Origin of the sequence: Oceanicaulis sp., assembly GCA_040112665.1 — a bacterium.
GTDB lineage: Bacteria > Pseudomonadota > Alphaproteobacteria > Caulobacterales > Maricaulaceae > Oceanicaulis.
On sequence record CP157796.1, the window covers coordinates 2,868,692 to 2,883,249 of the forward strand.

At 68.6% G+C, this 14,558-nt stretch carries 10 protein-coding genes and 1 tRNA gene; 5 read left to right on the forward strand and 6 right to left on the reverse strand.

Annotated elements, in window-relative coordinates; genetic code table 11:
- Positions 1 to 100 precede the first annotated feature (100 nt).
- A complete protein-coding gene (locus ABL308_14155; protein XBQ16083.1) occupies positions 101 to 1,327 on the reverse strand; it encodes a CaiB/BaiF CoA-transferase family protein in 1,227 nt (408 codons plus the stop codon).
- Between the two features lie 113 nt (positions 1,328 to 1,440).
- Between ABL308_14155 and recQ the strand changes: the two genes are divergently transcribed.
- The gene (recQ, locus tag ABL308_14160) at positions 1,441 to 3,285 is read left to right on the forward strand and encodes a DNA helicase RecQ (protein XBQ16084.1); all 1,845 of its coding nucleotides are present in this window, start codon (positions 1,441 to 1,443) and stop codon (positions 3,283 to 3,285) included.
- An 85-nt stretch (positions 3,286 to 3,370) separates the two neighbouring features.
- Here the strand turns inward: recQ and ABL308_14165 are convergent.
- Positions 3,371 to 3,446: transfer RNA gene (locus ABL308_14165), tRNA-Lys, on the reverse strand.
- Positions 3,447 to 3,600: 154 nt separating this feature from the next.
- Here ABL308_14165 and ABL308_14170 point away from each other — a divergent pair.
- The 3 genes from ABL308_14170 to ABL308_14180 all read left to right on the forward strand — a co-directional run bounded on the left by ABL308_14170 (position 3,601) and on the right by ABL308_14180 (position 6,897).
- A complete protein-coding gene (locus ABL308_14170; GenBank protein XBQ16085.1) occupies positions 3,601 to 4,188 on the forward strand; it encodes a hypothetical protein in 588 nt (195 codons plus the stop codon).
- A gap of 82 nt (positions 4,189 to 4,270) precedes the next feature.
- Positions 4,271 to 4,621 carry a PRC-barrel domain-containing protein gene (locus tag ABL308_14175; GenBank protein XBQ16086.1) on the forward strand — a complete coding sequence of 117 codons (351 nt, stop codon included), beginning with the start codon at positions 4,271 to 4,273 and terminating at the stop codon, positions 4,619 to 4,621.
- Between the two features lie 278 nt (positions 4,622 to 4,899).
- Positions 4,900 to 6,897: a hypothetical protein gene (locus ABL308_14180; protein XBQ16087.1), complete on the forward strand. Its 1,998-nt coding sequence runs from the start codon at positions 4,900 to 4,902 to the stop codon at positions 6,895 to 6,897.
- Positions 6,898 to 7,319: 422 nt separating this feature from the next.
- On the opposite strand, the gene tgt is transcribed toward ABL308_14180, so the two are convergent.
- On the reverse strand, positions 7,320 to 8,441 hold the full coding sequence (gene tgt, locus ABL308_14185) for a tRNA guanosine(34) transglycosylase Tgt (protein XBQ16088.1): 1,122 nt from the start codon (positions 8,439 to 8,441) through the stop codon (positions 7,320 to 7,322).
- A 34-nt stretch (positions 8,442 to 8,475) separates the two neighbouring features.
- Here tgt and ABL308_14190 point away from each other — a divergent pair, with 34 nt between their 5' ends.
- Complete coding sequence (locus ABL308_14190) at positions 8,476 to 10,023, forward strand: carboxyl transferase domain-containing protein (protein XBQ16089.1); 1,548 nt, start codon at positions 8,476 to 8,478, stop codon at positions 10,021 to 10,023.
- 1 nt (position 10,024) lies between these two features.
- On the opposite strand, the gene cysE is transcribed toward ABL308_14190, so the two are convergent.
- From cysE to ABL308_14205, 3 genes are read right to left on the reverse strand one after another with little or no spacing between them, the layout of a single operon-like run.
- Positions 10,025 to 10,849, reverse strand: a complete 825-nt coding sequence (gene cysE / locus ABL308_14195; protein XBQ16090.1) for a serine O-acetyltransferase — start codon at positions 10,847 to 10,849, stop codon at positions 10,025 to 10,027.
- On the reverse strand, positions 10,846 to 11,457 hold the full coding sequence (locus ABL308_14200; protein ID XBQ16091.1) for an NUDIX hydrolase: 612 nt from the start codon (positions 11,455 to 11,457) through the stop codon (positions 10,846 to 10,848). The genes cysE and ABL308_14200 overlap by 4 nt, the downstream gene beginning before the upstream one ends.
- 14 nt (positions 11,458 to 11,471) lie before the next feature.
- Positions 11,472 to 14,558: an efflux RND transporter permease subunit gene (locus ABL308_14205; GenBank protein ID XBQ16092.1), complete on the reverse strand. Its 3,087-nt coding sequence runs from the start codon at positions 14,556 to 14,558 to the stop codon at positions 11,472 to 11,474.

Below are 14,558 nucleotides of genomic sequence, written 5' to 3' on the forward strand. Positions count from 1 at the left end.
CCTTGGTTCAGGCGGTGTCTTCGCCGGACACGACGTTCCAAACGCAGGATTACCCGATTTGATCCAGCGGCGCCACATGCGGCGGACCGGAACGGAGGCCCTACCCCCCCAAAACACCACGTTTTATCAGGGTTAACAGGTGGTTTTGATCGTAACCGAGGCGTTCCTGCAACACCTGTGACGTGTGCTCGGCCAGACGCGGCGGCGCGGTCCGGTATTCCGGCGGCGTCGCCGACAATCGCATGGGGTTGGCCACAAGCGGCGCCTCCCCTGCACCCGTCATCGGCAGGGAGAAGGACAGCCCCCGCGCGCGCGCCTGGGGATGATCGAACACCTCGCCGACGGTCTGGATCGGCCCGCACGGCACCCCGGCGGCGTCGAGCGCGGCGGTCACGTCCGCGCTGTCGCGCTCTGACAGGATCAGCACGATCTCGGCGACCAGCACCTCGCGATTGCGGACCCGGTCGGCGTTTTTCTGAAAGCGCGGATCGGACGCCCAGTCCGGCCGGCCCAGGGCCGACGCGAAGGCGGCGAACTGCCGGTCGTTGCCGACGGCCACCGCGATGCGCCCGTCGCGGGTGGGAAAATCCTGATACGGCACGATGTTGGGGTGGGCGTTGCCGCCGCGCCGCGGCGTCCGGCCGCTGACCAGATAGTTCGACGCCTGGTTGGCCAGCATCGCCGCCTGAACGTCGAACAGCGCCATGTCGATGTATTGACCGCCCATGCCGCGATCGCGCGCGATGAGCGCGGCCATCACCGCACCGGCCGCATAGACGCCGGTGAACAAATCCACCGCCGGCACGCCGACCTTCATCGGCCTTTCCTCTTCGGGCGCGTCCTCGCCGGTCACGCTCATCAGACCGCCCATGGCCTGAATGAGAAAGTCGTAGCCGGGCCGGTCCTTCAGCGGGCCGGTCTGGCCGAAACCGGTGATCGAGCAGTAGATCAGATCAGGTTTGAGCGCCTTGAGGCTGTCATAGTCGAGCCCGTACTTCTTCAGCCCGCCCGCCTTGAAATTCTCCACCACCACGTCGCTCTGGGCGGCGAGCTTGCGCAGGATCTCGCGGCCTTCTTCGGTGCGCATGTCGACCGCGATCGAGCGCTTGTTGCGGTTCGCGCACAGATAATAGGCCGCGTCCGCGTCCTCGCCGTCCTCGCCCCTTAGGAAAGGCGGGCCCCAGCCGCGCGTGTCGTCGCCGCCGTCAGGGTTCTCCACCTTGATCACCTCCGCGCCGAGATCGGCGAGGATCTGGGTGCACCACGGCCCGGCGAGCACGCGGGACAGGTCGAGCACCTTGATATGCGACAGCGGGCCTTCGCTCATCGGCCGGGCCTTTCTTTAAAGTCTGAGAATTCCGGTTTCGCCTAAACCCCGGCGCGGCGGCGCGCAAGCGCTCCGGCCTTGCCGCGGATCGCCCGCACGATAGCCTGCAGCCCATGCCGCTCCCCGATTCCCGCACCGGCCCGCGCCCCGCGCTCGACGCCGCCCGCTCGGCCATGGCCGACGTGTTCGGCTTTCACAGCTTCCGGCCCGGCCAGGCCGAGATCGTCGACGCCGTGCTGGCCGGCCGCGACGTGCTGGCCGTCATGCCCACAGGGCGCGGCAAGTCGCTGTGCTATCAGCTGCCCGCGATCGTGCGCGGCGGGCTGACCCTGGTGGTCTCCCCCCTCATCGCGCTGATGCGCGACCAGGTCACGGCCCTGCAGCAGAACGGGGTGGAGGCGGGCAGCCTCACCAGCGCCGATCCGCCAGAAGCGCGCGAACGGGTCTGGGACGCGCTCGACGACGGGCGCTTGCGGCTTTTATACGTGAGCCCCGAACGCCTCGCCGTGCCCGGCTTCGCCGAGCGGCTCTCACGCGCCGGCCTGACCATGATCGCGGTCGACGAAGCCCATTGCGTCAGCCAGTGGGGCCATGACTTCCGCCCCGACTATCTGCGCATCCGCGAGCTGGCCGACGCGGCCGGTTCGCCGCAGATCGCCGCCTTCACCGCCACCGCCGACGCCGCCGCCCGGCGCGACATCGCCGCCAGGCTGTTTGCGCGCACGCCCGAAGAATTCGTCGCAGGCTTCGACCGTCCGAACCTGCATCTGGCGTGCGGAGCGCGGCGGTCGGGGTTTTCCCAGATCGCCGCCTTCGTCAAAGCCCGGCCCGAGCGCTCGGGCATCGTCTACTGCGCCAGCCGCAAGGCCTGCGAGGAGTACGCCGAGAAGCTGCGCGCCCAGGACGTCGACGCACTCGCCTATCACGCCGGGCTCGACCCCGAGACGCGCGCCTTCCGCCAGGACGAATTCACCCGCCGCGACGGGGTGGTGATGTGCGCCACCGTCGCCTTCGGCATGGGCGTGGACAAGCCCGACGTTCGCTTCGTGGTCCACGCCGCCCTGCCCAAGTCGATGGAGGCCTATTACCAGGAGATCGGCCGGGCGGGCCGCGACGGCGAGCCGTCAGACACGCTCATGCTCTGGTCGCTCGCCGACGCCGCGCTGCGCCGCCGCCAGATCGCCGAAAGCGAGGCGGACGAGGATCGAAAGCGCATGGAGCTCAGGCGCCTGGGCGCGCTCATCGCCTATTGCGAGGCGCCCGCCTGCCGAAGGCAGACCCTTCTGTCGTACTTCGGCGAAACCGCCGAGCCCTGCGGCAATTGCGATCTGTGCGACGATCCGCCTGCGCGCATCGACGGCGCGGTGCTGGCCCAGAAGGCGATGAGCGCGATCGCGCGCACCGGCCAGCGCTTCGGCATGGAGCATCTGATCGCGGTTCTGCGCGGTCAGGACACAGAGAAGATTCGCGCGCGCGGCCATGACGCGCTGCCCACCTACGGGGTCGGCGCGGACCTTTCGGTCGAGCAATGGCGCAGCGTCTTCCGCCAGCTCTTCGCCCACGGCGCCATCGACCAGCCCATAGACGGGCACGGCGAATGGGTGATCACCGAGGCGGGTAAGGAGATCCTGTTCGGCAAACGCCCCATCGAGCTGCGCCCGCCCGAAGAGGCCCGCGGCGCCCGCGCCGCTTCCGCACGCCCGGTCTCGAGCGCCGCGGACGGGCTCGAAAGCGAGCGCGACAAGGCGCTCTACCAGGCCCTCAGATCCCTGCGCCTCGACCTCGCCAAGGAGGCGGGCAAACCCGCCTACACCGTGTTCGGCGACCGCACCCTGGTCGAACTCGCCACAAAACGCCCCGCAACGCTCGATGAGATGAGCCGCTGCTTCGGCGTCGGCGCGAGAAAGCTCGAGCGCTACGGCGAAGCGTTTCTGAAGGTGATCGCGGCGGAGGGGTGAGGCGAGCGCGCCGAATTCGACCGCGCAAGGGTCGAGCCGTTTCCCGGACGCTCGAAAGCGCTAGGCGCTAAACTATTGAAAGATTTGGTGAGCCGGCAGGGGTTCGAACCCTGGACCTACTGATTAAAAGTCAGTTGCTCTACCAGCTGAGCTACCGGCTCTCACCTGACGAAGCGCTGCGGGGCCTCGTCGAGAGGCGCGGAACCTAGTGTCAGCCGGACCGGGGGTCAAGCCGCCAGACCGCGCATGGCGGCAGCAAAGTGCAGCAGGCCCGGCGCGCTGTCCCGGCGCCGCCCGGCGTGCTAGTCTGAGGCCATGAAAACGCGCGCGTTCACACCCCTCTTCGCTCTGGCTTCGGCGGGGCTTTTTCTGACCGCCTGCGCGGGGACCGGCGACACGCTGGATCCTGAAGACGTCGCTGGCGACACGATCGGCCTGGCCCGGCAGAACCCCGACCAGTGGCGGCTTGAGACAGACGCGCCCACCGTACCCACCCCCTATGGCGGGGCGGGCGAAGCGTTGAGCTGCGCGGCAGCGGCGCGCGACATCGTCCGGCTCACCGTGCTTTTAGGTCCTGACGACGTCGCCGACCCGCCCGAGGGCGCGGACGGGGAGGACGAGGAAGAAAAGCGCGACCGGTTCGAGTTCGCCAGCGACCTGGCCGAGGATGCGCCGGACATGGCGGCGAACGCGGCGCGCGACGCGGTCGTGGGGCTCAACCCCGCCCGGCCGGTCGTGCGCTTTCTCTCCGGGGCAGGCGAGACCGAAGCCGAAGCCCGCCGCGCCTACGAACTCGCGCTCAAGCGCCGGGCCTGGCTGCGCGGTGCGTTCGACGCGAGCGGATGCGAGCACGCCGTGTTGCTGGACGCGGCCCAGGACGCCGGGCTCACAATCGCAGAGTGACGCTCCCGGCGGACGGTCCGGAACCAGCCCTCCGCTGGGCTCGTTACCGGGGTGATTTTCGCAGAAAAGGGAGCGCCCTTACATGAAACGCCTCCTCATCGCCGCCGTCTCCGCCGGCGCCCTCGCAGGTCCCGCCTTCGCGCAAAGCTCGGTCGGTGTTCAGGTCGACGAAGACGAGCTGATCCCGATGTATCTGGTTAGCTCTGAAGAGCTGTCTGGCGCGGACGTTTACTGGGCGGACGGCGAGAGCGCCGGCATCGTCACCGATTTCGACCGCGAGGACGGTGACGTGGTCAGCCTGCTCGTGCACGACCTGACCCGCACGGACTCGATCGTCGGCCGGTATCGCATCACCTCAGACGACATCGACGGCTACCGTCAGGAGGACCGCACGATCGTGCTCCGCCTCGAGGCGGACGACCTCGAATACTGATCGCCCCGATCAGACCTGTTTCAGGCGGCCCGCAGCGTCATCGCTGCGGGCCGTTTGCTTTTGCGGCGCCGGTCTCGGAACCTTGATTTTTCAAGCCGCGTTAATTCGCCACGACCGGCGAAACCGGGCGGCGGGACCGCCCCAGCTTCGCAGACGCCGGGCCGCGCCGAGGTTCGCCTCGACCGATCGATCAGACCTTTGAACGCGCCAACCGACGCGGGGGGAAGCCCCTTCCCGCAAATGGGCGAACTGCGCCCTATCGCATCAAGGAGCCGCTTATGAACAAGCTTCTCATGTCCGCCGCCGCCGCCGCCCTGATCGGGGCGCCCGCTTTCGCCCAGTCCGACCAGCAAGGCGCAGAAGACCGCCAGAACCAGCGCGCCGGGCAAAGCCAGCAGGACACACGTACTAACAACACGCGCGGCCAGCAGAACCAGGAACTCCAGCGCGCCGACGAGGCCGACTGGAACGCCGATCATGACTGGGCCGGCGCCGTGGTCTACAGCGAGGACGGCGAGACCGTCGGCACGGTCGCACGGGTTCGCGCCGGCTCGGGCCGTAACAGCGAGCCGAACGCCATCGTGGTGGACACCGAAGACCATCTCGGCGTCGGCATGCGCGAGATCGCCCTTTACGGCGACGGCGCGACGGTGATCACGGGCGAGGATTTGCCCCAGGGCTGGTCCTTCTCCAACGGCGCGGATCAGGCCGCGTCCGCCGAGAGCGGCTCCGAAGACGACGGAAACGAGCGCCGCTGGTGGAATTTCGGCCGCGGCGACGATGAGGAGACCGAACAGTCCGGCGGCGAGACCGCCTCGGACATGGACTCCCTCACCCTCATCACGGTGGACTACACCACCGAGGACATCGAGGACATGCCCGAATACGAGATGGTCTCCACCGAGCCCGCACGCTCCAGCGGCTGGCGGTCTGAGACCACCGACCGCGGCGGTCAGAGCGGCTCGCAAGACCGGACCGGCATGCAGGAGCGCCAGGGCGCGGACATGGGCTCGGACGTCGAAACCGACGTGGAGACCGAAACCTGGATGAGCGATGACGGCGAGACGGGCAGCCAGACCGGCCAGCGCGCCGACGCCCGTCAGGCCACGCAGAACGCCGCCTCCAACGCTCGCGACGCCGCCCAGGACACCGGCGAATTTGAAAGCGCCAACGGCGGCGAGATGGATGAGAACGTCTCGGACGGCTATGACCGCGAACCGCGCGCCGAACGCGGCTGGGAAGGCGATCAGAACGACACCGCCACCCGTCTGCAGCGCGGCGACGCCGAGGACGTGATCGAGGACGACGCCTGGACCGACACGCCCGACGAGTCCGAGCAGATGAACGCCGGGACGTCCGATATGGACCGTGCGAACCGCGGCGGTCAGGCCGGCGACGCGGCCGACGCCGATAACGGCGCCACGACGGCGCGGGACTCCCAGTCCGGCCAGACCTGGGCCAGCGGTCAGCGTGGTCAGACCGGTCAGAGCACCCGCATGAGCGAGGACTCCGCCCGCGCCGGCATGACCGGTCAGCAGCAGTCCGGCCAGCAGTCCGCGATGAGCGGCCAGTCCGACTGGTCAACCGACGACGACTGGGCCGGCCGCGACGCCTACGCTGCGGACGACACCCGCCTCGACCGGATCGAGCGCGTCCAGCGCGAAGAAGGCGAGGCTCTGCCCGTCGCCATCGTCATCCTCACCGAGGAGATGGGCCGCCGCCAGGTCGAACGCGGCGATCAGGAGTGGAGCTGGAACGAGGACTCCGGCCGCGTCGATCTCGGCTATGAAGACGGCGACGCGTTCGAGACCGACAGCGAACTCTGGACCGAAGAGGACGAGACCGGCATGCAGACCGGCCTCGAGGACACGACGGCCGCCGCAACCGGTGAAACCGGCCGCAACTATGGCGAGGACACCGGGAACACCGACCAGTGGACCGACGATCACGCATGGGTCGACACCGACGTCTACTCGCGCACCGGCGAACGGATCGGCGACGTCGAGCGGGTCCGCGAAGGCGCGGGCCGGACGCCCGAGGCCATCGTGGTCGAAACCGGCGGCTTCCTCGACATCGGCGGACGCGAAGTCGAGCTCAACGGCTCGAACTGGCGGCTGACCGAGTATGAAGGCGAGGAAGTGCTTCAGGTCCGCTACGAGGAATCCGACATCGAGACCATGCGGGAGTTCAACGAGGCGAACGTCTCGGACTATCCGCTGAGCGATAATCCTTTTGAAGACGATCAGAGTGAACCGACCGAAGACGGTACGCGTTGATCTGATACGAACCCGAACTCGGGTCGGGGTTCCCCTTTGCATCGCCCCGGCCTAGGCGCAACGCATCCTCCCCTTGCACGCGCCCACGCTCGGCGCCGGCCGGAAGGCCGGCGCCGCTTTCTTTTTGGGGTTCGGTTCTCGTTTTTCCGGCTGACGGCGCTCGACGATCCTCACCCCACCCGTCAGGCTTCGCCTGACACCCTCCCCATCAAGGGGAGGGAGTTGCGTTGAGCTTTAAGCTCTGACGTTTCTGCAATCGCGACAGTTAACTCCCTCCCACTTTGTGGGGAGGGTGGGCCGGACCGCAGGTCCGGGTCGGGTGGGGGGGAGCGCCGGCGTCTGCAGATCTCGGCGTCTACGATCCTCACCCCACCCCCGGCCTTCGGCCGGACCCTCCCCATCAAGGGGAGGGAGTTGCGCCCTCACCCAGCCCCCTCGTCCCACTTCGACCGGAATTCCTTCCGGAACGCCTCGAACTCGCCTGCGGCGATCGCGGCGCGGATGCGGGCCATGAGGTGTTCGTAATAGGCCACGTTGTGCCAGCTCAGCAGCATCGAGCCGAGATATTCGCCGGCGCGGACGAGGTGGTGGATATAGGCCTTGGAATAGTCCCGGCTGGCCGGGCAATCGATCTCGGGCGCGAGCGGGTCGAGGTCCTCGGCGAAGCGCGCGTTTTTGAGGTTCACCGGGCCGTAATCGGACCAGGCCTGGCCGTGCCGGCCCGAGCGGGTGGGCATGACGCAGTCGAACATGTCCACGCCGCGCGCGACGCTTTCAACGAGATCGATCGGCTTGCCCACGCCCATCAGATAGCGCGGGCGGTCCTTGGGCAGGTGCGGGGTGGTGAAATCGAGCACCTGGCACATCGTCTCGAAGCCTTCGCCCACCGCGAGCCCGCCGATGGCGTAGCCGTCGTATCCGGTCTCGATCAGGCCTTCGGCGCTCTCTTGGCGCAGATCCTCGTGCACCGAGCCCTGAACGATGCCGAACAGGTTCTGGCCCTCGCGCTCGCCGAACGCGGCCCTGGAGCGCTCGCCCCAGCGCAGCGACAGGCGCATGGAGTTCGCCGCCTCGTCCCGAGTGCAGGGAAAATTCGTGCACTCGTCGAGCTGCATGGAGATGTCCGCGCCCAGAAGATCGGCCTGGATCTCGATCGAGCGCTCAGGCGTCAGCATGTGTTTCGACCCGTCGAGATGGCTTTTGAAGGCCACACCCTCCTCGGTCATCTTCCTGAGGCCCGCCAGCGACCACACCTGAAATCCGCCTGAGTCCGTCAGGATCGGCCCGTTCCAGCGCATGAAGGCGTGAAGCCCGCCCAGCCGCTTCACCCGCTCCGCGCCCGGGCGCAGCATCAGGTGATAGGTGTTGCCCAGGATGATGTCCGCGCCGGCCTCGCGCACCTGCTCGGGGTAGAGCGCCTTGACCGTCGCCGCGGTGCCCACCGGCATGAAGGCCGGGGTGCGGATGTCGCCGCGAGGAGTTTTCAACACCCCGGTGCGGGCGGCGCCGTCGACGGCGGCGATCTCGAAGGGGAAACTGGTCACGAACTGGCTTTCAGGCGGCGATAAAGCGGGAACGATGAGCTGGAAAGACGAAATCGACGCGCTGCGCAAGCGTCAGGCGCTGGCGCAAGGCATGGGCGGGCCTGAAAAGCTGGCCCGGCAGAAGGCGGCCGGACGGCTGAATGTGCGCGAGCGGATCGATCTTCTGCTCGACGGCGGCAGCTTCAGGGAGATCGGCTCGATCACCGGAACGCCGCATCACGGCGAGGACGGAACGCTTACCGGCTTCACCCCGGCGAACTGCCTGTTCGGGCGGGGTACGATCGAGGGCCGCCGGGTGGCTGTGGTCGCCGACGACTTCACCGTCCGCGGCGGCGCGGCGGACGCGGCGATCGTCGAAAAGCAGATCGAGGCCGAAAAGATGGCCGGCGAGCTGGGCCTGCCGCTGATCCGGCTGATCGAGGGCACGGGCGGGGGCGGCTCGGTCAAATCCATCCTGGACATGGGCGCGAGCTACGTGCCCTTCAATCCGGGCTGGGACCATGTGGTGAGCAATCTCTCCCGCGTGCCGGTGGTGAGCCTGGCGCTCGGCCCTGTGGCGGGGCTGGGCGCGGCGCGGGCGGTGTCGAGCCATTACTGCGTGATGGTCAAAGGCCTCTCGCAGATGTTCGTCGCCGGCCCGCCGGTCGTCGCCGGCATCGGCGAGCAGGTCACCAAGGAAGAGCTCGGCGGCGCGGACATCCAGCTCGCCGCAGGCGCCGCGGACGATGCCTACGAGACCGAAGCCGACGCCATGGCGGCGGCGAAATGGTTTCTGAGCTATCTGCCCGACCGGGCGGGAACCGCGCCGGCGCGCAAGGCCACGACCGACGATCCGAACCGGGGCGACGCGGCCTTGCGCGAGATCGTGCCGCGCGACAAGCGCTACGCCTACGACATGCGGAAGATCCTCGCCTCGGTCTTCGACGCAGGCAGCGTGTTCGAGATGGGCCGCGCGTTCGGCGCCAGCGTGATCACGGCTCTGGCCCGGCTCGACGGCTGGCCGGTGGCGGTGCTGGCGAGCAATCCGCAAGTTTATGGCGGGGGCTGGACGGCCGAAGCCGCACAGAAGATCACCCGCTTCGTCGATCTGGCGGAGACCTTCCGCCTGCCGGTGGTCCACCTCGTCGACGTGCCCGGCTTCGTGATCGGCACCCGCGCCGAGCGCGCAGGGACCATCCGGCACGGCGCGAAGGCGCTCAGCGCGATCTATCAGGCGAGCGTGCCCTGGTGCACCATCCTCATCCGCAAGGCCTACGGCGTGGCCGGCGCGGCGATGATGGACCATACCCGCTTTCGCTATCGCTACGCCTGGCCCAGCGGGGATTGGGGCTCCCTGCCGCTCGAAGGCGGGGTGGAGGCCGCGTTCAAGGCGCAGCTTGAAAAGGCGGACGATCCCGAGGCGATGAAGGCTCAGCTGTCAAAGGCGATGCGCGACCTCTCCTCGCCCTTCAAGACGGCCGAACGCTACTGGGTTGAGGAGATTATCGACCCCGCCGAGACGCGCACGCTTCTGACCGAATTCGCCAACATCGCCGCGCCGCTACGGACCGAAAGCGCGCCGGGCGTGCGGTATCGGCCCTAGCCTATTTGTGCGGCGTGTTCTCGGGCAAAGTGTGATCCATCGTCCGCGCGGGCTCCGCGCAGGCGCCGCCGACCGGGCGCGCGGGCACGCCGGCGACCGTGCAGCGCGCCGGCACCGGCTGCAGCACCACCGAGCCGGCCGCGATACGCGCTTCGTCGCCGACGGTGATGTTGCCGAGCACCTTGGCGCCCGCGCCGATCAGGACGCCGTTGCCGATCTTGGGATGGCGGTCGCCGTCTTCAGAGCCCGTGCCGCCCAGGGTGACTTCATGCAGGATGGAGACGTCGTCGCCGACCACGGCGGTCTCCCCGATCACCACCGAGGTCGCGTGGTCGATCATGATCCCCCGCCCGATCCGGGCGGCCGGATTGATGTCCACCCCGAAGCGCTCGCTCATCCGGCTTTGCAGGTGAAAGGCGAGCGACTCACGGTCGTTGCGGTACAGCCAGTGCGCCACGCGATAGCAGAGCAGCGCGTGGAAGCCCTTGAAATAGAGGAAGGGCTGGAGAAGCGAGCGCACCGCCGGGTCGCGCTCGTCGACGGCCAGCATGTCGGCGGCGGCCTGATCGGCGATCTCGGGATCGTCCTCGAACGCGGCGCGCGCGACGTCATGGACCTGCAGCGCGTCGAGCTGGGCGTCGGCCATCTTCTCGGCCACCCGGTGCGCGAGCGCGTCCTCGAAGGTTTCGTGGCGCAGGATCGCGGCGTTGATATAGCTCGCGAGCATCGGCTCGCCGGCGCTGGAGGACGCCGCATCGAAGCGCAGCCGCGACCAGACGGAGTCCCGGGCCGAGGCGCTCTGTAATTTGGTTTCGGCGAGCGTCATCGCGCCTCTCCCTTTGCGCCGTTCAGGATGGCCGCCGCAGGCGCAGGGTCAAGCGCGCCGGTGCGGGCCAGATGATCGGCGGTCGTCAGCATCACAATCGTGAACGCGTCCCTGATCTCGCCTGACATGGCCATGGCGAGCGCGGTTTGAAAGGGCGTCCGCCGCACGGTCATGTCCGCTTCGGCGCCGTCGCGGTCCGGCGCGCCTTCGCTCAGCGCCCAGGCGATATAGCCCTCGGCGCGTTCGTTGGTGACCGAATTTGACACGTCGAAGCTCGTCAGCTTCGCCCAATGCGCGGCGGTGTAGCCGGTCTCCTCGGCGAGTTCGCGCCTTGCGGTTTCGAGCGGGTCCTCGCCCAGCGGCCCGCCGCCCTCGGGCAATTCCCAGGAATGGGCGTCGAGCGCGAAGCGGTGCTGGCCGACCAGCAGCGTGTCGCCGTTCTCAAACAGCGGCAGCACGCCCACGGCGAGGTTTTTCGGCTCCATCACCCCGTAAAGCCCCGGCGCGCCGTCGGGCCGGATCACCTGGTACTCGCGCACGGAGATCCAGGGATTGTCGTAGGCGACGCGCTCGGACGTGATCGTCCAGGGTCCGCGCTTGGTGCTCATCAGCGCCCTCCGGTTCAGGCGGGTGCAGCCTCGTGGGTGACGCGCGGCCGGTCAAACCGGCTGAGCAGAACGAAGCCCGAGGGCGCGAACACCAGCGCCAGCACCGCCGAGCCCGCAACCCCGCCCGCCACGGCCGAGGCGAAGGGCAGCCAGAAGCTGTCGCCTTCGATCAGAAGCGGGAGGAACCCGCCCATCGTGGTCAGCGTGGTGGCCAGGATGTGCCGGGTCGCGTCCACCACCGTCTCCCGGATCGCCTCGGGATCGCCCGCCACAGACGCCGGATCGGCCCTCAGCGCGGACAGCACAACGATCGTGCCGTTGATCGACAGGCCCACCAGGCCAAGCGATCCGATGATGGCGTTGAACCCCAGAGGCGTTCCGAACATCCACACCCCGAACATGGCGAGCCCGGCGCTGAGAAAGCCCGAGACGAACACCACTCCGGCGTAGCGGAATGAATTGAAGGCCAGCACCACCGCCGCGATCATCAGGGTGAACAGCGGCAGGGCCGTGCTCATCAGGTCGGCCATGGCGTCGCCCTGGTTCTCCGCGTCCCCGCCCACCGCGATGCGGTAACCCGGCGGCGGGTCCTGACCGTCGGCGGCGCGGATCTCCTCAAAGCGGGCGAGCACCGGGGCGGGCAGCACGAACGGGTCGAGGAAGGCGTAGATCGGGTTCGCCCGCTCGCCGTCGATCCGTGTGATGAGCGCGGTCTCGGGCTGCAGCGTCACCGGGCCGAGCGCGCCGACCCCGACCGGCGCCGAACCGCTCATCGGCAGGGGCGTGCCGGCGATGAGATCGGGCGAGCCGCGGCGGGCGTCAGGCGCCACGACCCGCACCGGCAGGGCTTCGACGCCTTCGAGCACGGAGCCGCCGACCACGCCGTCGATCTCGGCGCGCAGCCGGCCGGCGAGGCCTGTCAGCGTCAGCCCCGCCGCGCTGGCGGACGCCTCGTCGGCCTCGAAGCGGACGACCGGCTCGCCGAGCTGCAGCTGGGCTTCGGTGTAGGTCACGCCAGGCACCTGGGAGAGCGCGCGGCGGATGTCCGCCCCCGCCTGATCGAGCACGGCGAGGTCGGGGCCGATCACCTGAAGCTCGATCGGGGCGGGCCTGGGCGGGCCCTGCTCGAACGGGATGGCGAGAAACTGCGCGTCGGGGAAGCGCTCGCGCGCAAGCCGCTGGAAGTCGGTGACGATGCGGCGGGTCGCTTCGGGGGACTCGGTGCGCACGAAGCCCTGCGCGAAGTTCGGCCGGCCCTGCGTGCCGCCGAGCATGTTGTAGTACACGCGCGGCCCGCTCTCGCCGATGAAGAAGACGACGTCCTCCACCCCCTCATAGCCGTAGAGAAGCTCGGTGGCGCCCTCCAGCCGGTCGATCGTGCGCTCGATCGCCGTGCCCGGCGGCAGGGTCACGCGCATCTGGAACATGTCGCGCTCTGTCGGCGGGAAGAATTGCGAGGGCAGCGTGGAGGCGGCGATGAAACCCGCGATGGGGAAGACCAGGCTCACCGCGATCCCGAGCACCGGCTGGGCGATGATCGCATCCAGCGCCTTTCGGTAGATCCAGGCGAGCGGCTTGGACCGCAGGCCGTCGTGCCAGAAGGGCGCTGCGCCCTCCTCCTCCCGCGTATCGTCGAACCAGGCCGCGAGCGCGAGGATCACCGTAAAGGCGAGCACGAAGGACGCGCTGACCGCGAAGATCACCGACACCCCGATCATCGAGACGAACTCGCCGGCCGATCCGGGCAGAAGCGCGATCGGGCCGAAGGCGAAGATGGTGGTCAGCGTGGACGCCAGAAGCGGTCCGAACAGGGTCCGGATCACCTTCTCCAGCGCGTCGAGCCGCGCCACGCCGCGCGACCTCAGAAGCTTGTAGTCGTCGACGACCACGATGGCGTTGTCGATCAGAAGCCCCAGCGAGACCACCAGGCCCGTGACCGACATCTGGTGCAGCGGCTCGTCGAACAGGTTGATGAGCACCATCACCAGAAGCACGGTCAGCGGCAGCGCCGATCCCACGATCAGCGCCGAGCGCCAGCCCATCATCAGGAACAGCACCGCGAAGACGATGAGCGCGGAGAAAAGGAGATTGAGCCCCAGCCCCGCCAGCCGGTCGATCACATAGCTCGACTGGTCGAAAATGATCTCGACCTCGACGCCCGGATTGGCTTCGGCGAACGCGGCGACGGCGGCCTGCGCGCGGGCGTCCCAGGCGTCGACCTGAAGTCCGGGTTCGAGGAAGGCGGCGACCATGATCACCGGCTCGGCGTTGCGCAGCGGCACCGCGCTTTGCGGGCGCGCGATGGTCCGCTCGATGGTGGCGATGTCGCCCAGGCGCAGGAAACCCGCCTCACCTTGGGCGATCGGGACCTCGCGCAACCGGTCGAGCGAATCGAACGCGCCGGCGACTTCCAGCGTCAGATCGAGCCGGTCGCCTGCGATCCGGCCCGCCGGCGTCTTGGCGTCCGACTGCGCGAGGATGGCGGCGACGTCCGCGGCGGTCAGCCCCAGCGCGGCCGCGCTTTCAGGATCGAGCACGACGCGGACTTCTTCCTGCGGGTCGCCGTAGACGTGGGTCTCTTCGGTGCCTGCGACGTTTCTCAGCCGATCCTCGAGATCGCGCGCGAGCCGGCTGAGCGCGCCGGAGCTGCCTTCCGCGCCCTCGGGCCAGTCCAGCGACACGATCAGCGTCGCCGCGCCCAGATAGACCTGCTCGACCTGCACAGGCAGCACGCCGTCGGGCAGGCGCGTTTCGGCCAGGGCGACCTGGTCGCGGATGAGCGTCCAGGCCTGCTCGACCTGATCAGCGGTGAGATCTTCGCGGACGGAGATGTCGATGAAACCGATATTGGCCCTTGAGGACGAATTGATCTCGTCGATCTCAACCAGTTCCAGAAGCGCCCGCTCGATCGGCTCGACCACCAGCGCCTCGACCCGCTCGGCGTCCGCGCCGGGATAGATCGCCACCACGTTGCCGTAGCGCTTGACGAGGGTGGGGTCCTCCTGCCGGCCGAGCACGCCCAGCGCGGCCACGCCGCTGACCACGATCAGGAACAGCGCGAGCAGGGTCAGCCGCGGATAGCGGTAAAAGATCGAGACCAC